General features: G+C 47.3%; 14 protein-coding genes and 1 pseudogene. 8 read left to right on the forward strand and 7 right to left on the reverse strand.

Annotation, left to right across the window (positions count from 1 at the left end; all coding sequences use genetic code 11):
* Positions 1-103: pseudogene (locus tag E2R66_RS29400) on the forward strand (IS982 family transposase); the annotation flags it as partial.
* Between the two features lie 128 nt (positions 104-231).
* On the opposite strand, the gene E2R66_RS20330 reads toward E2R66_RS29400, so the two are convergent.
* Genes E2R66_RS20330 through E2R66_RS20340 form a run of 3 tightly spaced genes read right to left on the reverse strand, consistent with a single transcriptional unit; the run spans position 232 to position 3,216 of the window.
* Positions 232-1,005 carry a polysaccharide deacetylase family protein gene (locus E2R66_RS20330; protein ID WP_133234175.1) on the reverse strand — a complete coding sequence of 258 codons (774 nt, stop codon included), beginning with the start codon at positions 1,003-1,005 and terminating at the stop codon, positions 232-234.
* Positions 986-1,996 carry a glycosyltransferase family 2 protein gene (locus E2R66_RS20335; RefSeq protein WP_133234177.1) on the reverse strand — a complete coding sequence of 337 codons (1,011 nt, stop codon included), beginning with the start codon at positions 1,994-1,996 and terminating at the stop codon, positions 986-988. The genes E2R66_RS20330 and E2R66_RS20335 overlap by 20 nt, the downstream gene beginning before the upstream one ends.
* Positions 1,993-3,216 (reverse strand): glycosyltransferase family 87 protein, encoded by a 1,224-nt coding sequence (locus E2R66_RS20340; protein ID WP_158288461.1) that lies wholly within the window; start codon positions 3,214-3,216, stop codon positions 1,993-1,995. Before E2R66_RS20340 ends, E2R66_RS20335 begins: the two co-directional genes overlap by 4 nt.
* 982 nt (positions 3,217-4,198) lie before the next feature.
* On the opposite strand from E2R66_RS20340, the gene E2R66_RS20345 reads away from it, so the two are divergent.
* From E2R66_RS20345 to E2R66_RS20375, 7 genes are all read left to right on the forward strand, one after another.
* Positions 4,199-4,891, forward strand: coding sequence for a class I SAM-dependent methyltransferase (locus E2R66_RS20345; RefSeq protein WP_204985965.1), 693 nt, complete (start codon positions 4,199-4,201; stop codon positions 4,889-4,891).
* Positions 4,892-4,898: 7 nt separating this feature from the next.
* Positions 4,899-6,020 (forward strand): glycoside hydrolase family 130 protein, encoded by a 1,122-nt coding sequence (locus E2R66_RS20350; protein WP_133234181.1) that lies wholly within the window; start codon positions 4,899-4,901, stop codon positions 6,018-6,020.
* A 232-nt stretch (positions 6,021-6,252) separates the two neighbouring features.
* Entirely contained in the window at positions 6,253-6,807 is a 555-nt protein-coding gene (locus tag E2R66_RS20355; RefSeq protein WP_133234183.1) for a hypothetical protein, read from the forward strand.
* Positions 6,808-6,992: 185 nt separating this feature from the next.
* Positions 6,993-7,928, forward strand: coding sequence for a hypothetical protein (locus tag E2R66_RS20360; protein ID WP_133234185.1), 936 nt, complete (start codon positions 6,993-6,995; stop codon positions 7,926-7,928).
* Positions 7,929-7,946: 18 nt separating this feature from the next.
* Entirely contained in the window at positions 7,947-9,497 is a 1,551-nt protein-coding gene (locus E2R66_RS20365) for a phosphatase PAP2 family protein (RefSeq protein ID WP_133234187.1), read from the forward strand.
* Positions 9,498-9,535: 38 nt separating this feature from the next.
* Positions 9,536-10,339 carry a hypothetical protein gene (locus E2R66_RS20370; RefSeq protein ID WP_133234188.1) on the forward strand — a complete coding sequence of 268 codons (804 nt, stop codon included), beginning with the start codon at positions 9,536-9,538 and terminating at the stop codon, positions 10,337-10,339.
* Positions 10,340-10,431: 92 nt separating this feature from the next.
* Positions 10,432-11,532 carry a hypothetical protein gene (locus tag E2R66_RS20375; protein WP_133234190.1) on the forward strand — a complete coding sequence of 367 codons (1,101 nt, stop codon included), beginning with the start codon at positions 10,432-10,434 and terminating at the stop codon, positions 11,530-11,532.
* A gap of 91 nt (positions 11,533-11,623) precedes the next feature.
* Here E2R66_RS20375 and E2R66_RS20380 read toward each other — a convergent pair whose 3' ends face one another.
* The 4 genes from E2R66_RS20380 to E2R66_RS20395 are packed head-to-tail and all read right to left on the reverse strand — an operon-like array spanning position 11,624 to position 18,776.
* A complete protein-coding gene (locus tag E2R66_RS20380) occupies positions 11,624-12,043 on the reverse strand; it encodes an OsmC family protein (RefSeq protein WP_133234192.1) in 420 nt (139 codons plus the stop codon).
* A gap of 21 nt (positions 12,044-12,064) precedes the next feature.
* Positions 12,065-12,478 carry a hypothetical protein gene (locus E2R66_RS20385; protein WP_133234194.1) on the reverse strand — a complete coding sequence of 138 codons (414 nt, stop codon included), beginning with the start codon at positions 12,476-12,478 and terminating at the stop codon, positions 12,065-12,067.
* Between the two features lie 43 nt (positions 12,479-12,521).
* On the reverse strand, positions 12,522-13,568 hold the full coding sequence (locus E2R66_RS20390) for a PorP/SprF family type IX secretion system membrane protein (protein ID WP_133234196.1): 1,047 nt from the start codon (positions 13,566-13,568) through the stop codon (positions 12,522-12,524).
* A 3-nt stretch (positions 13,569-13,571) separates the two neighbouring features.
* A complete protein-coding gene (locus E2R66_RS20395; protein WP_133234198.1) occupies positions 13,572-18,776 on the reverse strand; it encodes a PKD domain-containing protein in 5,205 nt (1,734 codons plus the stop codon).
* Positions 18,777-18,866: the final 90 nt, after the last annotated feature.

Consider the following 18,866-nt stretch of genomic DNA (forward strand, 5'->3'; position numbering starts at 1 on the left):
TATCGCTAATATCGTGGCTGGATTAATCGCATACTCATTTTTTCCTAAAAAACCGTCCATCTCTTATCAATCGACCTATTCTAATCAGATGGCCGCCTTTTGATTAATCGAACTCAGGTTAATAGTACAGTTTTTGCCTCTGTGTTCATTGTGTTCCCCTCTTTGCGTACTTTGTGTTAAAAAAAATCAAACACAGCGTCCACAGACAAAGCACAAAGTACTCTAAGAATGTTATTTCCCCTCCAAAAAGCCGCTTATCGTCCCAAACGGCAATCCACCCTGCTTAAAACTTACAATCAAATCTTCCATCCTTTGCAACATCGCCTCCCCGCTGTTTTTACTTACATAGCCGGGGAAGCCGAAGCGTGCTTTATTGTGCAGGTTGGTAAATTCCCAGGGATGGTAGTACAGGTTAAGGTAGCCATCGGCCTGGTAGGTCTTTCGGCACAGGTATTTGTAAAACCATAGGGGGAAGTTGTGCAGGGCCAGCCAAAACAGGGGCAACCGCAAACGTGGACTAACCGATGCGGGTAATTGCAACACGCCATCCTGCATAAAATAGGTGCGCGATACCTTGAGGTTGTTATACCGCCCGGGCAACAAGGTAGGGTTAATGGAGCTGTTGTACACATAGCCTGCTTTGTGTATCTCAGTTTCGTCTACGGGCATCATGCGGGCCATGCGGTAGCCGGTAACGGGCGTATGCGTAATGGCTTCCAATGCCAGTTTGGAGCTGAGCAGGTGTGCAGGTTCAAATTCTGAATGGTAATAGCCGTGCGAGGCCACTTCGTGGCCGTCGGCAATAATCTGCCTGACCAGGTCGGGACGCGCCAGGGCAAAGGTAGCCGTGCAAAAAAACGTGGCCTTTACCTGCTGCCTTTGCAGCATAGCCAGTATAGTTTGGGTGCCGGTAGCGGATATGGCTATCTGGTCTTCGAAAGTAATTGTTTTGCCGTACTCAAACGGCATATCAAACTCTTCTACATCAAAACTCAACAAGATCATACTGGGGCTGTTTAATACTGCTGCTCTCTACCACATAATTCGGCCTCAACTTCGTTTGCAGGAATATTTTGCCCACATAAATGCCTATAATACCCATAATAATTAACTGCAGGCCTCCCAAAAAGAAAACCGCCATTAATATAGATGCCCATGCGGCAGAAGCGTACCCTACAACGGCGTTCCCCGTATAGTAGCAATATAGCACATAAGGAAGGCAGATAGCCGTTATGGTAGAGAAGGCAAAGCCCAGGTAAACCGCAAAATAAAGCGGGCGTATGCTAAAGGAGGTTATCCCCTGGAAAGCAAAGCGCACCATTTTGATAAAAGAGTATTTGCTTTTGCCGGAGTGCCGAGGGTCCGCCGTGTAGCTGATGCCGTATTGCGAAAAGCCCAGCCATTTGATAATGCCACGCAAAAAGGGGTCAATCTCTTTAAATTGCAAAAGCGCATCGGCCACCTTACGGTCAATCAGGCGGAAATCGGCGGTACCAGGTTCCATATTTATCTCACTGAGGCGGTTGGCCAGCGCATAAAACATGTTGGATGTAGCGCGTTTAAACAAACTTACCTTTTCGGTAGAGGTGCGCTTGCTGTAAACGATATCGTAGCCTTCTTCCCATTTGCTTAAAAAGGCGGGGATGAGTTGCGGCGGGTGCTGCAGGTCGCCGTCCATGCAAATTATGCAGTGGCCGTCGGCATAGTCTAGCCCGGCTTTCAGCGCGTTCTGGTGGCCAAAGTTGCGGCTCAGTTTAATATAGTGGATACGGTTATCCTGCACGTGGAGGGTGCGGAGCACATCGGCGGTATCATCTTTGCTGCCGTCGTCCACAAAAACAAAATCATAATCGTAGGGCAGGGTATCAAACACCTGCCTCAACCCCTTGATCAGGATGGGGAGGTTTTGGGCCTCGTTAAAAGCCGGCACCACAACCGACACCTTTTTGCGGGGCGGGGCAGTCCTGGTTTTTGGGCGTTCCTGTACGGATCTCATATCGTTGTAGGGGTAGGGGTTATCATATCGTTAAGAGGGGCAGCTTCGGGCTGTACGGCTGCAGGCTTTTTGGCCAGCATTTCGGTAACTATAGTCAGCCATACCATCAGGCAGGGCAGGGCTTTAAGGGCGTAGGGCATAATCAAATTGTTTTTGATATAGGCCGGAAAAATATCGGTACGGAACAAACTGCCAAAGTATAGCGTAAATGCGAATAAGGCAATTTGCCATTTGTTTACCGGCTGCGGGGCACTCATAAACCATATGCCTACGCCTACGAAGGCGATGATATACGTAGGATGCTCTGAACTGGTACTGAACAACACCACAAACAGCAGGCAACTAGCCAGCATCAGCAGGCGGCTGCGCAAATCGGCAGCCATTTGTTTTTTTAAGGATGAAACCGCAAATAACACTACGGCGGTAAGCAGTATGGGCAGTATATTTATCTGATGGCCTACAATGCGGCGCACCATACCGGTTACAGATATATCCTGATATTGGGTAGACATGGAAATGTTCTGCGCGTTCTTTTCCATCAGCGAATGGTACCAATCGATGTACGAATGGGCCACGAAAGCCGGCGAGAAGAAAAGCATTGGCAGCACAAAGAGTACCGCGCCCCAAAAGAACAAACCAGCGATGAACTGCTTTTTTTGTTTGGATAGCAGGAAGAACACCACACCCACAACCCCGTAAAGTTTTACGAAGAGGCCCAGCATAATGAACAGCGATGCCCAGAAATCTTTCTTATTTTCTACCAGTACCCAGGTAAAGATAAGCAGTGCGGCAATGGCACCGTTGGTTTGGAATTCTTTGAGGGAGATGATGAGTTCCTGCGCGCAGATAATGCAGATGATATTCTTTTTGAGCGTGCTTAAGGGCAGTAGCTGTATGGCGCAAAACAGGAACGCCACGTTGCAAATTTGCCAAAAATAGAGGCCCAGATTGCCCGCAAGCAGTGCGAATGGCGCGATGATTAGGCAGAAGATGGGGCCGTAGTGGTTAGTATCTGAATAAAATTGAGGGTAAGCGGCGTACAGGTTATGCCCCATAGCGGCATTGAAATAGGTGTACTTAAAAATGAGGTAATTGTTGATAGACCCGTAGCCGATGTACTTGTAAGTATAGAAAACGGCAAGGAATATCCACACCGCCAGGATGAAGTACCTATTGCTAAAAATTTTGTAAAACAGGCTAAGTTGCCCTTGTTTGGCCATCGGCTGTGCTTTTTTTCGTTGTTTTGAAAGCATTACGGCAAACGCCGACACTTTGAAACAGCAGTTTGAACAATAGTATATAACTTAATTAGGCTATAAAGATAAAGGATTTTTTCAAAGTGTATTGAAAATGTTACAAAAATACATTCGGTTATCTGGAGAGTTAAATTGTGCAGTACGGGAGTTGAAATGGCAGGAAGCCCCAAGGGGGGTTATCAACACGGGCGCGAAGATTTGAATAACACTAATTTTTCGAATTAAATCGAATTCCACTAATTTTCAGCTTCGTCCTTCTGGCAAATAAAACCTAATTGATAAACACAACGCTTCGTGAAATTCGTATAAATCTTTTTTAATTCGTGTTGTTTGAATAACACTAATTTTTCGAATTAAATCGAACTAATTGATAAACACAACGCTTCGTGAAATTCGTATAAATCTTTTTTTAATTCGTGTAGTTTGAATAACACTAATTTTTCGAATTGAGTCTAATTCCACTAATTTTCAGCTTCGTCCTCCTGGCAAGTAAAACCTAATTGATAAACACAACGATTTGTGAAATTCGATTAAATCTTTTTTAATTCGTGTTGTTTGAATAACACTATTTTTTCGAATTAAATCGAATTCCACTAATTTTCAGCTTAGTCCTCCTGGCAAATAAAACCTAATTGATAAACACAACGCTTTGTGAAATTCGTATAAATCTTTTTTAATTCGTGTTGTTTGAATAACACTATTTTTTCGAATTGAGTCTAATTCCACTAATTTTAAGCTTAGTCCTCCTGGCAAATAAAACCTAATTGATAAACACAACGCTTTGTGAAATTCGTATAAATCTTTTTTAATTCGTGTTCAATCCCTTATCAAACAGGGCAAGCTTTGTGTGGCTCTGTATTTATTTCTCTTAAAACAAGGCGGCAATTATAATAACTTCCATTTTTACCCTACAATGCTTTCCTTTGAACCATAAATTTTAACTCATTTGGCAAAAGATATATTCGGGCAGGCGCTGTATGATGCCTATAAAGGGCGTCAGGCTGCTAAGCTTTTCATCCATAACAAATACGGACCCAAAGAGGAGATGCCGCTGGATGTGTATTTCCGTACCGAAGCGGAAATGCCCGATCTGGAAGTGCTGGCCCTGAGCCACTGTCGTGGGCGTATTCTGGATATCGGCGCGGGAGCGGGCAGTCATGCCCTGTTTTTGCAGCAAAAAGGTGCAGACGTAACCGCCATGGATATATCGCCGCTGGCGGTGCAGCTCATGCAGGAGCGGGGTGTGAAGCAGGCGTTTGTACAGGATATATTTAGCTATACCGAGGAGAAATACGATACTTTGTTATTGTTGATGAACGGCATAGGCCTCTGCGGGAATATCCAACAATTACGTGTATTTTTACAGCACGCCAAACAACTCTTGAACCACGGCGGCCAATTATTATTCGATTCATCTGATATTGCTTATTTGTATGAGGGTGCGCCGCCCGCCGGTAATTATTACGGCGAAGTGTGGTACCAATATGCCTACAAGGGCCAAAAAACCGATTGGTTCCAATGGCTTTACGTAGACGCAGATACGTTGATACAAATTGCCGCCGAAGAAGGGTGGGCGATTGAGATTCTGGATGAAGACGATACGGATGGCTACCTGGCGCGGCTGATGCCATTAGATTAAACCAATTATGACAAGAAACTTTTATAAAATCCTGCATGCTTTCGGCCTGCTGTTGTTGCTTTCGGGTGCTACGCAGGCTCAAACAAAACTACCTGCCTGGGCCTTCGGCCCCTTTGTGCGGCCGGCGGGGGTGAACCCTTTGATTAGTCCGGATACCACCACCCGTTTCAACGATCCGATGTACAAGCGTAGCGTAGACTGGGAAAGCAACGATACTTTCAACCCCGCCGCTACTATCAAAGACGGCAAGATATATATCCTGTACCGTGCCGAGGATAAATCGGGCACGGGGATAGGGGGGCGCACATCCCGCCTGGGCCTGGCCGAAAGCAAGGATGGTATCAGCGTAAAACGCTCGCCGGTACCCGTGCTGTATCCAGCTAACGATAGCCAAAAGGAATTTGAGTGGACGGGCGGCTGCGAGGACCCCCGCGTGGCCATGACGGCCAACGGCACCTACGTGGTTTTCTACACCCAATGGAACCACGATATGCCGCGCCTGGGCGTCGCTACTTCAAAGGATCTCAAAACCTGGGTAAAGCATGGCCCAATATTCCGAAAGGCATATGGTGGCAGGTTCCATAAGATAGCAAGTAAATCGGCTTCCGTCATTACCAAACTATCTAATGGTAAACAGGTTATCGCCAAAATAAACGGCGAATACTGGATGTACTGGGGCGAAACCGGCGTATACGCCGCCACCTCTACCGATCTGGTGAACTGGACACCGCTAATAAACAGGGATAGCACGCTCAGGCCGCTTATCTCGCCCCGCCGCAACTTTTTCGATAGTGACCTTACCGAATGCGGGCCGCCGGCCATCGTAACTGCCAAAGGCATCGTGTTATTATATAACGGCAAAAACAACCCAACCTACGGCGATAAGAACTATACCGCCAACTCGTACTGCGGCGGGCAGGTGGTATTTTCGGCAACGGCCCCAACCAAGCCTATAGGCAGGCTGGATAAACCCTTCTTCGTACCGCAGGAAGCTTTCGAAAAAAGCGGACAATACCCCGCGGGTACCGTGTTTATGGAGGGCCTGGTTTATTTCAAAAGCAAGTGGTTTCTTTATTATGGCTGTGCCGATTCGAGGGTAGGGGTGGCGATATATAAGCCTGGGAAATAGAGGAGGATAATATCGAACGCCGAATTTCGAATGTTGAATAACGAAGGGAAGAACTGCCTGAGGAAAACCTGTGGCTTTTCCTTTTATCTCAAATCTCATGTCTCAAATCTCACCTCTATTTCCATGTGTAACAATCTTGCGCTATTACAACAAATTGGTAAAAATGTTTGCGAATAAAAATATTTATATATATTTACCAACTAATTATACTCCCTAATCTGCATAGGATATTGTGAAAAGGTTTTTTGTTATATTGCTATTAAGCGTTCACCTGTTTTATGCAGGGGGCTACACGCTTTTTTTTCAATATTTCATTCACCGTTCCGAAACCCAGATGGTGAAGCAGATTTACGAGAACAAAGTAGATGCAACCCAGCTGGTACAGATAAAAATACCTGTACATATGCCCCAGATAAAGGATTGGGCCGATTACGAACACGTGCAAGGTCAGGTTCAGCTTAAAGATAATTACTATAATTACGTTGGTGTTAAAATGACTCGGGATACCATGTACCTGGTATGTATTGCCAACAGTGTTAAAACACGCCTCGTAAGCGCAAACTTAATCGTAGCCAAAGATGTAGCTGATGTACCCCTTACCAAAAAGGGAGCAGAGCAATCATCGGTAAAGAAAGCCTCAGGAGGGTTTGAGTATAATATCCCCGCTATGCATTACAGCTATGTTGCATACGCCCAACCAGTGAAAGGACATGAGAACCCTATATCTGCTAAGTTAACCAACCCTTACATCGAATCTCCAGGCAAACCGCCAAACTTCGCCGGTTAATATATTTGACATCTTATTAGTAGCCCAAATTTTCTTGCTTTTATTGGTAAATGCGCTGCCGTGCGTCATGCAGGGTGTTTCTGAACCAGTCCTGAACATTTTATGGCTACTTCCCTGCTGCCGCTTTTAAACGGACGCACAGCACCATGCTGCTTGTTTACTTTATTAACTGTTAAAATTCCTTTATGAAATACTTTTTACGATATACTTACAGGTATTGTGTTGGTATTATTGCTTGCGTTGCTTTGTCACAAACGGTTTGTGCGCAAACGGAAAGCGATGCTATCATGATCCCGAAAAATTATTTATGCGTAGCCGGCATGTATGCCCACAACAGCTGGGATAATTACTGGGAAGGCACCCTCAAACGCGATAACTTAAACCTGGGCACCGTCAGTTCCAATATTTACAATGCTGGCTTGGTTTACGGGTTGAGCAACCGCATCAATATTTCGGCATTTGTGCCCTATATCCAAACCAAAGCCAGTGCGGGCACTTTGCGTGGCCAGCGCGGTTTTCAGGATATCAACCTGGCTTTTAAATGGATGGCCATCCGCGAGCAAATAGGTACGGGCATTTTAAGCTTTCACGCTATTGCAACAGGTTCTATACCCGTTAGCGATTACCAGGGCGATTATTTGCCTTTCGCACTGGGCAGCCGCAGCAAAAGCGTAGCACTACGCGGTTTAATTAACTACCAGCGCGGCAGGTTCTTTATTGCCGGTGCGGGCCAGTACATCCGCAAGGACAATATCACTATCGACCGTGATGCCTATTACACTACCGAAATGCACTACACCAACCAGGTTGCTTTGCCAAACGCCACAAATTTTTTGGTTAGCGCGGGTTTTCGTAGTTTATTGCTCAACGTAGAGGCTATTGCCACCAAATACACCACATTGGGTGGTTTCGATATCACCCGCAACAACATGCCTTTCCCCAGCAACCGCATGAATGCTACTGCAGTAGGCGGTTTAGTAAAATACATGCCTCAGTATGTTAGAGGGCTCGAGTTTACCATCGGCGGTAGCTACGTAACATCGGGCCGCAATGTTGGGCAAAACACCCAAATTATGGGCGGTATAGATTATGTTTTTTCGGTTAAAAAAGAAAAGAACTAAGCAGAGAGGATCACCATCATGAAAACAAGGATACTATATATATCATCATTAATGGCCGTATCGCTTTTTGCAGCATCGTGCAAAAAGGATATTACCGAACGTAATCAGGTGTTCGAGGCACTTGCGCCGGCTAATCCCGATTCGACAGCGGGTGCATGGACACCAATCTTAACGGGTTCGTCTACATTCACATTAGCTTTACCGGATGCGAAAGGTACGCCCAATTACACTGCCGACCTGAACGAGATAAAAAGCTACCAAAAGAATCTTACCAGCGAACAAAAAGATATCATTAAATACTGGAGCGCAGGTTCGGTATTGCGCTGGAACGAAATCTTGCGCGAACTGGTGGCCAAACATAACCTGCCGCCCTACCAAAACGACGACGGAACCTACCCCTTTCCCAGTGCGGCTAACCCTTTGGCCTATCCGCTTTTTCCCTTTTCTAACCCGCCATATGCTGCCCGTGCTTATGCTTACGTAAGTGCTGCACAGTACGATGCATTGGTGCAAACCTTTAAATTCAAATACACTAGTGGCTACAGGCGCGAAGCTCCTTATGCTAACGATGCCAATGTGCAGGCATTGGTACCCAAGTCAAAATTGCCATCGTACCCAAGCGAAGACGCGGCGGTTGCAGGCGCAACTGCCCAGATGATGATTTTGCTATTCCCCGGCGATTTGGATTACATACAAAAAAAGGTTGCCGAAGAGAAACTATACCGCTTAATGGCCGGCGCTAACACCCGCTCGGATTGGGATGCCGGCGAAAACCTGGGCAAACAGGTTGCCAATGTGTTCTTGGCACGTGCCCGTGCAGATAAAGCAAACCTTGCTGCCGGGGCAAAAGACGACTGGACAAAATTAGAAACAGATGCAAAAGCAGCCGGTAACACCCCTTGGATAAGCCTGGAACTGCCACACCGCCCGCCTATGTTGCCGTTGTTTCCAAAGGTTACACCAATATTGATGCCTGCTGCGGATGTAGTGGCCATTCGCCCCGCCGCACCTTTCAAAGAGGGTTCGGCTGAGTATCAGAAAGATATGGATGAAGTGATGGCCATGAGCAAAAACTATGACCGCGATCACGAACGCATTGTTGCGTTTTGGGCAGACGGCGTTGGTACCGCAACGCCTCCGGGCCACTGGAATAGCATCGCTGCTGAGGAATTTGTGAAACATAACTGGAGCGAAGTGCGCTGGGCACGTAATATGGCCTTGCTAAACATGGCCGAAATGGATGCGGCTATCGTATGCTGGGATACCAAATACTTTTACTTTAACCCGCGCCCAACACAAATGGTGGCCGGCATAAAAACGCTGACAGGCATACCCAACTTTCCATCGTACATATCGGGCCACGCTACCTTTAGTGGTGCTGCGGCAACGGTGCTGGGCTATCTGGTTCCCGAACGTGCCACAGAATTTATGACGATGGCCAACGAAGCGGGCATGTCCAGATTATACGGTGCTATTCACTACCGTAACGACTGTACCGTTGGCCTGGCTACCGGCGTAAAAGTAGGTACCTATGCTGTAAACCGCGCTAAAACCGACGGCGCAAATTAATATAATTGCAAGAGAGAGAATTAGAGAGAGACTAAACCGTGAAAACAGAACAAGGGCTTCATTATATTTTACGCATAGCAGTTGCTATGTGTTTTATAGGCCATGGTGCATTCGGCATCATCACCAAAGTGATATGGTGTAATTACTTTGCCGTATTTGGCATTGGTAAAGAAATGGCCTATACCTTAATGCCTTGGGTTGGTGGGATAGATATTGTGATGGGGGTAATTATGCTGGTTTACCCGCTACGTGCTATTGCCTTATGGCTGGTGTTCTGGGGTGTTTTGACAGCGTTTTTACGGCCCCTTTCGGGCGAGCCATTTGCAGAAGTTATTGAACGTGCCGGTAATTTTGGCGCGCCATTGGCCCTGCTGATATTATCCGGAGGCATAAAAAACCGGCAGGCTTTGTTTACAAAGATAAATCCTGCCGCCGTAACCACACCACAAACACTGGAAACTGTAAGCCAGTGTTTGCGTATGGTGGTATTTATGCTGCTGCTTGGCCATGGCTGGCTCAATATCATCGAAAAGAAAGCTTTGCTTAATCAGTACGCTTCGCTTGGGTTTACGCACCCGGCTAAAGTGGCTGTATTTGTGGGCGTTTTTGAGATCACTGCCGCCCTTATCGTGCTCGTCAAACCCATCAGGAATATATTGCTCGTATTATTGATCTGGAAAATAGCCACCGAATTGTTTTATCCCCACTATGAATTATTCGAGTGGATAGAACGCGGCGGTAGTTACGGATCTATACTGGCATTATGGTTGGCTCTTAAACAAGCATCCTCAGGTTTTAGCTTATCCGCTCTTGCAAAACGCAAACAAATAGAACATCATTAACCAATTGATAAACCTGTAAACAGCCTGCAAACACACGCCCCGGTGCGTGACAGCGTTTACTCATTTCATTCTTTTAAAGCCCAATATCACACATGAAAACCACCTTAAAATTAGTGGCTGTACTAGCCGTTTTTATCCTTTTTAATTCCACAAAAGCAAGCGCACAAGGCTGCGTGGCCATCCGTAGCACGGGCGGCCTCTGCAATATGGACGAGCACCCCGATAGCACCACATTAGGCGGCATATGGCTGTTCAATAGCAATAGCCGTTACTATCGCTCTTATAAGCACTTCGTGGGTTCTGAAGAGCAGAAACAACGTATTGAATTAGGTACTAACGTTATCAACCATTCTTACGCGCAAGATCTTACGCTTACGCGCATCTTTAACAACCGCTGGTCGTTCTCGCTGGATATTCCGGTGTTGGCCAACAGCCGTTCGTCGCTTTACGAGCACGGTGGTAAAGAACGCCGTCTTACGCATTCCTTTGGCGTGGGTGACGTTACCTTGAAGGCTTATGCCTGGTTGCTTAACCCTGCCAAAGCAACCAAGGGCAACATACAGATAGGCCTGGGTCTTAAATTGCCCACAGGCAGCTACACCTACCAGGATTATTTTTACAACACCGGCACAGATGGTGCTAAAACCCTTGGCCCTGTAGACCAATCTATCCAATTGGGCGATGGCGGCACCGGCATCACTACCGATATCAATACATACTATAACTTCTCGCATAAATTTGGCCTTTACGGTAGTTTTTACTACCTCATCAGCCCGCGCGAACTTAACGGCGTATCATCGGCCCGTGGCGGTACGCCGAGTGCCAAAGCATTGGCCAACGGTAGCGATATCATGAGCGTACCCGATCAGCTGATGCTGAGGGCAGGTGCAAACTATGGCCTAAACAAATTCAATTTCTCTGCCGGTATCCGTTACGAATGCCTTCCGGTAAAAGATCTGGTTGGTGGCAGCAACGGTTTCCGCAGGCCGGGTTATATCACTTCTATAGAACCGGGCGTAACCTACCGCATCAGCAAATTCTCGATATACACCTTCGTGCCGGTTGCTATTGTGCGCAACCGTACGCAAAGCGTGCCTGATAAGATTTCTACCCAGCTAACCGGTACCAATAGCCACGGTGATGCTGCATTTGCCGATTATGCCGTTAACCTGGGCGTATCGTTCAAATTATAATATTCTATGTGTTTAATTGTTTGGTTAAAAGCCGGGAGTAGTGACCCCGGCTTTTTCTTTGCTTCTAAATTTGCAACCGACAGCTGATTTGCTAAGCTTTTTGCCCAATGCTGGTGGTGATGGTAATATTGCCTACCAATATTTTGTGAATTGGGCAGGCATCGGCAATAGCCACCAGGCGTTTCTGCTGCTCCTGCGTTACTTCGCCTTTGAAGGATATTGCGCTATCTATCAGGATACCGTTGCCGGTACGGTACATTTGCAAGTCGACAGCAACTTCGTCTATAGCCCACATCTTACGGTTGATATAAATTCGCAGGGTAATTACCGTGCAGCTGGCCAAACTGGCCAGCAACAGGTTATAGGGCGACATCCCTGTATTGGTACCGCCTTCATCTAAGGGTTCATCGGCAATGATAGCGTGCCCGCCGCTGTTTACCAGCGTTTGATATTGTGCACGGCCAATAACGGCACGGCCATTAATAATAAATTCTTTTTGGGTATCGTCCATATCAACTATGGCAGTAAATTGCTATTCCTGGTTCAAATCAAGTAGTTTCCAACTCTCCTCGCGGTTGCCCGCACCACCCATGTATTTCAACGAGATGGTGAAGTTGGTGGTTGTTTTTTCGCCGCTGCTTGTTACAGCCGAGTAGGAGGATTTAATTACGTAAACCGAATCTGATTTTTTGGCGAATCTATACTCATCATCGTGAAACGATACACTTGATGCCAGTACCGTAGGGCGGATATATACCTTTGCAATGGCATAAGCAGCGTCGCTATCCGGCAGTCCGCTAAACACACTTACCGAGTTGGAAGTGGCGATTTTTATGAGTATAACTACGAATATTGCGCCAAACGCAACCAGTATCCATACACTACTTTTTGCTTTTTTCTTCTTTGCTTGCTCTTCTTTTAGGTATTTTTTTTGCGCCTCTTGCATTTCCCTTAATAATTGCCCTGTTTCGCTCTAATAATTTACGAATTTAATAAAAATCGTAACAACGGCGTGCACCATTGAATTTTCTGTACTCGTTACTGCGGTAGGGCAGTGTGGTTTCGTACCCAATACTGCCTTCGGTAGTACCACTGGTATTGCTATAGTTGAGGCCGCGACCGGATGGTACATCGTGGCTTACGCCCAGGCGCATTTTTTCACCACCTTCGTGGTTGATGAACAGATCGAAAATAAAAGATACTACGATAGAACTTGGCCCGTTGCTGAGGCCACCGCTACGGTACCAAAGCCCGGCATTTATGCTGCGCCGTTTGTACTGAAAGCCCACGCTTAAAGATTGCGCCTGGCTTTGTTTGTAAAATACTACCGAGGGTATGATGTATGATTTTTGGTCCTCGTCCAGGTTGTCGTCCTGCGTTACGTTGTAGCGGTAGCTGGCGTGGAAAACACCGCGCATAGGGAGTTTAGCCGGCACGCCGGTAAACGATTCGTTGGGGCGGTTAATATGCTGCACGGCTCCGCCAATGTTGAAATTACCTGCAGTGAGGTTAAGACCTGCACCCGAATCGAAAAAGAATTTATTATTGAATAACGCTGCATCGGCCCCGCTCACCGAGCCGGGGATATAACCCAGCCGGGGATCTATCTGATCGCTGAAGATCAACTTCGTATAATCAACCGCGCGGTTGGTTACGCCTGCCTGCAAGCCAAAAGAAAGTACGAAATCATCGTTGCCTATGCTATAGGAGTATATACCAGAGATGTTATTTTTGGTGAGATAAGCCGTACCCTCGCTGCCTCTGGTAAACATGAGCCCAAAGCCGCCGCCGAAGCGCGGTACGTTATAATCTATTGATGCGGTAAGATAGGTTAAGCCCCCGCCTGCAACAGACGAGTATTGATTGCGATAGATGAGGTTCATGCGCAAATCGCCTTCAAACTGGCCGTTAAGGGCCGGATTCAGATAGTTGGGCGAGTTGAAGAATTGCGAATACATATGGTCCTGAGCCTGTAAACGTACACCTGCAAACAGCGCAATTAGCAGCAATGCATAAAATCTCTTCGTATCCTTCATCACTTATCTTATTAAATGTATCACGCCGGTGCGTTTAGGCAGCGTTTTGGGGCCATATTGCATGCCTTTCCAATCCGTTCCGTTTATGAAATGTGCCGATGCCTGCCATATATATACGCCTTGCTGGGCGGGCACACCTTTATAAAGTCCGTCCCAGCTTTCTACAGGTTGCCCTTTCTCGTCGAGTTTGGTGGTTTCCCAAACCAATTGGCCATAGTTGTTAAATATCTGCAGGCGCCAGCTTTCTATTCCCGATCCTTTTATAACGAAGGTGCGCAGCTCGGTTGTGCTGCTTGCAGGCATAAAGGCATTGGGTATATAAAGCTGACCGGGTATGCCGGTAATTTGCACGTTATGCGATACGGTACTGTCGCATCCTTCGCGGTTAACCACTCTCAGCGTTACTTTGTAGGTGCCTGTATCGGCATAAGTGTGTGCCGGGTTTTGTTCAGTAGAGAAGGTTTTATCGCCAAAATCCCAGCGCCAGCTAACCGGGTTACCGGATGTTTGGTCGTCGAAGGCGAAATGGTAATTGGGTATTTTGGTAATGAAACCCGGGCTGGCCGAGAAATCTACGGTGGGTGCTGCGTCAACTTTAATAAAATCGGGCTTGGTAATCATATCCGTGCAGCCGGTAGCCAGGTTGGTTACTTTCAGCGTAACGGTGTAAGCCGTGCTCCTGGCGATATAAAGGTGCGGCAGTGGGGTATAACCGATAAAGTGCGCAGAGCCATCACCAAAATCCCATTCGTAGCTTAGGGATTGCGGAGGCGTTTGCCCGTTTACAGGCGTAAGGTTGGCAAAGGAAACCCTGATCGCCTTGCAGCCTTCCCGTATATCTGCATTAAAATCAGGTGCCGGTTTAGGGTATGCCTCAAATTTTATCCTCTCGGCAGATTCTGGCTGGGCGCAGGGATTAAAGGCCTGTATACTTACGTAATAAACGCCTGGTGCAGTAAAAGTATAAGGCTGTTCGGTTTTGCTACCCTGCACGCGGTCCAATTCCTTTCCGCCTGTAGGTGCATCATAAATGTGGTAAATAAAGGTATCCCCGCCCGAAGATATGTTTACGAAAGTTGCTGTAAACGGAAAACAGGCCGCTGTGCTATTGTCTTTCGCGAAGAATAATGGCACGAAGGTGGCCGGGAAAATATTGATGGGTATGGGTGTACTTTTTGATGTATTGCCGCAAAAATCTGTAGCTATAACGTAAACAGTGTAAAATAAATCGTTTTTGGGTGGTTCCAGCGATGGGAACGTAACGTCGGTTTTATCTGTTTTGGTTATCTGGAAGATCTTCACGTTACCATCGTAAACAAAGAAGTCATAATGGTCATTATTGCCGGGCGACGTATTTTTAACCTTTATAGCCAAGGCCCCGCATGCAGACAGCCGTTCGGGCAAAAGAGACGCGATTGGCGCCGAAGGCCTTACGGTGATGGTCATGGTAAAGGCTGGTCGTGGAAAGCAGTTGTTGATGATGCTTAACGATATAGTGTAGGTGGTATCGCGGCCATCGGTACGCGGTAAAAACGTATGCTTAGGGTTTGCTTCGTTGGTATTGCCGGTGCCATCGCCAAAATCCCACAGGTAATCGGTAGTTGTAAACACAGGCGTAGAGGTATTGGTAAACTTTATAGTTACCGGCCCGCAAACCGTTTTGGTATTATCAAATGTAAATCCAGGTGTAACGTCAGGTTTGTTCACAACGGTAATGGCATTTTGGCTGTCGGCGCAGGGGGCAGTGCCTTTTATTGTCCAAACAAAGGTGTAGGTGTTGCCGCCTATAAGGCCGGTAACCTGAGTTTTAGGGTTATTGGCATCGGCAAATACTACGGGCGGGCCGCCTGTTTGTGTCCATATCCCAACAAATGGGGAAGGGTCGTTGCCGTTGAGTGTTACCGTAGAGGCATTACAAAGGGTTGTGATAGGGTTGCCACCGTTGGCCGCCATTACAGGCTGGTTTACGGTAACGGTGGCAATAGTAGAGCGGGCATCGCCACAAACCCCATTTTTAACAATAGCCCTAAACTGTGTTGTTTGGGTGAGGCCACTATAATTATACTGGTTAAGGGCAACGTTGTGAATAACCCAGGTAAGGCCGCCATCTGTAGATGACTCCCAGCCCGTAACGTTGCCTACATTGCCGGTAAGGGTTAGCTGCCCGGCATTCGCATCGGCGCATACGGTGGCATCGCCCGCCGCAGTGCCGCCAACGCTTGGAGCATCGGTAGTGATGGTAACGGTAGATGTTGTTGGTGGGCAGCCCGGCGAAGTATTGATGCTCCACACAAATTTATAAACGTTGCCTGGTAAAAGGCCACTTACCGTTGCCGTAGGGCTGTTAGGGTTTGAAAAAGTTATGCCGCTCTGGCCCGATGCGAGCGACCAGGTACCTATGCCCGGCGATGGATTATTCGCTTGTAGCGTGTAAACAGGGCCGTTACAAATGGTTTCGTCTGGCCCGGCTATAGCTGGTATGGGTAGCGGCGCCACACTTACTACTACTGTACGGGGCTGCCCGGGGCAGGCACCGTGGTATGGCGTAATGGTGTAGGTTACTGTGCCGTAGGTTGTACCCAAATTCACCAATACGTCGCCTATTGCGGCAACCTCTGTAGCCTGGTTGGTATTGCCTGTTACGCCTGGCGAGGCTACGCTGGTCCAGGTGTAGGTCGTGTTGGGCTGGTTTGAGCCAAGCATTATGCCGTTTGGCGATCCGGTACAAATAGGTGCCGGGGGCGCAGTTGCCGTTAACACAGGTATGCGGTTTACGGTTAATTCTAAAGTAAACGGTATGCCGGGGCAGCCGTTGGTGCTGGGCGTAATAATGTAGGTAACTACAGCATCGCCCACGCCGGTATCGGTGATCAGGTCGTTAATGGTGTTACCGCTGCCTGTGGTGCCAAAGCCTGTGGCACTCCCTGTGGTAACGCTGGCCGTCCAGGTGTAGGTTGAGGCTGGGTTTTTGGATTTGATGGTGTACTTGAAGTTTGTGCCCGTACAAACCTCTGCGGTTAAGGCGCTTGTTATCTTATCTTTATTAATGATGGTGATATTGGCCGCACTGGTGATGATGTTACATGGAGCGGCAAGGTTGGTGGTAGCTTCTAAAGAAAGCGTTACCGAGCCAGCGGTTATTTCGGCCGCAGTAGGGGTGTAGGTGGGTTGCAGTACATTTCGGCTTGGGCTAAATGTACCTGCACCACCTACCCATTGGTAACTGATTACCGAGCCTGTAATAACGCCCGGCAGTGTTACCGGGTTGCCCTCGCAAATGGTTTGGTCGCCACCCGATTGCACATCCGGAGATTGCTGAAAGGTAAGTTTCTGGGTATCTGAGGCACCTACGGTATTGCAGTTGTTAACGTGCGTTACCGTTATAGTGTAAGTTTTATACTCACTGAACTTTACCTGTGGGTATTTGGTATTAGCATCAGTGCCGTTTACATAAGTAAACGCGCCGCCGGTAATTACCCAGTTATAAGTAGTGGGTAGCGCTTTAGATGTACCCGTAAGTGAGGTTTTGGTAGTTGTAGCATTTGGGTCAAAGGTTATGGTTTGGTCTTTGCCGCAAACAAGCGCATTTGGAGACAGGCTTGCTGTTGGGGCGAGGTTGATGACCACCTCTTGCAACTCGGATTGCACCAGTCCGCAACTGTTGGTGGTAATATCCAACTCTACGGTGTATACGCCCGATGAGTTGAAATTGAAGGTGGGCGATTTGCTGTTTGCGTTGGTGCCGTTAAGGTACCCAACGGCAGCAGGACCTTTAACTACCCAATTATAGGTTGAGTTTGCAAAGCAGGGCTCATCTATCACTGAGGTATTTATTGGCGTAACCGAACCTGAGGTACAAATGGTAGAGCCGGGCAGCGTAAAGCTGGGTTTAGGCGGGTTCTGGATACATATGTCTACAACAACATCTTTTACCTCGCAGATAGCGTTGGGGTTTTGCAGGTGCAAGCCTACAAAGTGCTGCCCGTTTGTGGTAAAGGTGTACTCCAACTGTTTGTCGAGCTTATAGTTTACGGCCACTACGTTGCCATCAACAATCCAGGTGTAAAGTGCGTTTTGGTTTGTACAATCAAATGAAGTGCTGTTAGGGTCCTGGCCGGGGATAGAAGAGTTGGTAAACTTCACCGGCGTATTGGTACATGCAGTTTGATTGGAAGTTATTTTGTTGGAAGGCGGCTGTATAATACGGGCATAGCCGGTAACCGGTGTGCCCAATTTTCCACAAAGGGTGCTGGTAGGCTGCAAGTCTATCTGGAAAACGTTTTGCAGGCCATTAGCCGAGTTACCACATGACGATTTTTTGTAGGTATGTTCTATAAAGCCGCCGGCCGCTACGATATCGCAAAGGGTGTAGTTGGTGCTAAACCCATCGCCCCAGTTAACGTTGTAGATGAGGCCGGGGTAGTTTTTTTGAATGCCGTTTGGCGAGTTAATATCAACGCTGTAGGTAAGTTTATTTTGTCCGTTAAGGCAAACCTGGTTACTGCCCGATGCACCAAAGCTATTATTTACCGCGTTGTTAATAAGCGAATAAGCCTTGGTACCCACTACGCCTCCATTTACTGCTTTCACAAAAACCGTATAATTGGCTGCTTTTGCATTGAACGCAGGGGCGGGTAGGGTAATGGTACCCTCATCGGCCTGGGCAAGCTCATTAAAAAAATTAAGGGTTACCGCAGATCCTGTAGTTGATGCATCTACAAAAGGGTACGGTGTGTTATCAGCACCTATACAAGAACCGTAAACTTCCGGCGCGGCGGTAGCATTAAGCTGTTGAGACGATGCAGCTGCCATTACGCCGGTTACGGCATTCACGGTAATGAAACCCGAGGTAGCCGGAGCAATTGCAGGATCGGTAGATTGAATACGTATGCGGTATTTAGTGCTGGCGGTGGTAGTAGCCGGTATCACCCCATTTACGAACGTACCGTAAAAGCCGGTATAGTTCCCAATCAATTTAGGTGCGCCGAAATTTCCATTGGCATCTGAAAGATAAAGGTTGAACACGTTGGTAGAACTGGCGCAGGCCGTTGAAGTATTGAGGTGGAAGGGGACACCGATAGTAGAGCCCCGCCCGTAAGGACCCGGATCGATATTACCTATAGTAATAGTTTGAGCCAACGCACCCGCCGTTATGAGGCAGCAAAAAGTAAATGCAAGAAAAAATATCCTGGTAAAAATTCTCTCCATCAAACCAAATTATTAGCTAATCTCAGCGCGACGCTAAAATAACACAAATGTTACACATAAAAAGGCCAAATTTCACAATGACATGAGCCC

It is taken from the genome of Mucilaginibacter psychrotolerans (assembly GCF_004519315.1).
Taxonomy (GTDB): Bacteria; Bacteroidota; Bacteroidia; order Sphingobacteriales; family Sphingobacteriaceae; genus Mucilaginibacter; species Mucilaginibacter psychrotolerans.

What these genes read in the sequence shown, in the direction of transcription:
- E2R66_RS20350 (WP_133234181.1), top strand. Translation starts at nt 4,899, where the DNA reads ATGACAAGAAACTTTTATAAAATCCTGCATGCTTTCGGCCTGCTGTTG.
- E2R66_RS20390 (WP_133234196.1), bottom strand. Translation starts at nt 13,568, where the DNA reads ATGAAGGATACGAAGAGATTTTATGCATTGCTGCTAATTGCGCTGTTT.
- E2R66_RS20340 (WP_158288461.1), bottom strand. Translation starts at nt 3,216, where the DNA reads ATGGCCAAACAAGGGCAACTTAGCCTGTTTTACAAAATTTTTAGCAAT.
- E2R66_RS20330 (WP_133234175.1), bottom strand. Translation starts at nt 1,005, where the DNA reads ATGATCTTGTTGAGTTTTGATGTAGAAGAGTTTGATATGCCGTTTGAG.
- E2R66_RS20395 (WP_133234198.1), bottom strand. Translation starts at nt 18,776, where the DNA reads ATGGAGAGAATTTTTACCAGGATATTTTTTCTTGCATTTACTTTTTGC.
- E2R66_RS20385 (WP_133234194.1), bottom strand. Translation starts at nt 12,478, where the DNA reads ATGCAAGAGGCGCAAAAAAAATACCTAAAAGAAGAGCAAGCAAAGAAG.
- E2R66_RS20380 (WP_133234192.1), bottom strand. Translation starts at nt 12,043, where the DNA reads ATGGACGATACCCAAAAAGAATTTATTATTAATGGCCGTGCCGTTATT.
- E2R66_RS20335 (WP_133234177.1), bottom strand. Translation starts at nt 1,996, where the DNA reads ATGAGATCCGTACAGGAACGCCCAAAAACCAGGACTGCCCCGCCCCGC.
- E2R66_RS20365 (WP_133234187.1), top strand. Translation starts at nt 7,947, where the DNA reads ATGAAAACAAGGATACTATATATATCATCATTAATGGCCGTATCGCTT.
- E2R66_RS20375 (WP_133234190.1), top strand. Translation starts at nt 10,432, where the DNA reads ATGAAAACCACCTTAAAATTAGTGGCTGTACTAGCCGTTTTTATCCTT.
- E2R66_RS20360 (WP_133234185.1), top strand. Translation starts at nt 6,993, where the DNA reads ATGAAATACTTTTTACGATATACTTACAGGTATTGTGTTGGTATTATT.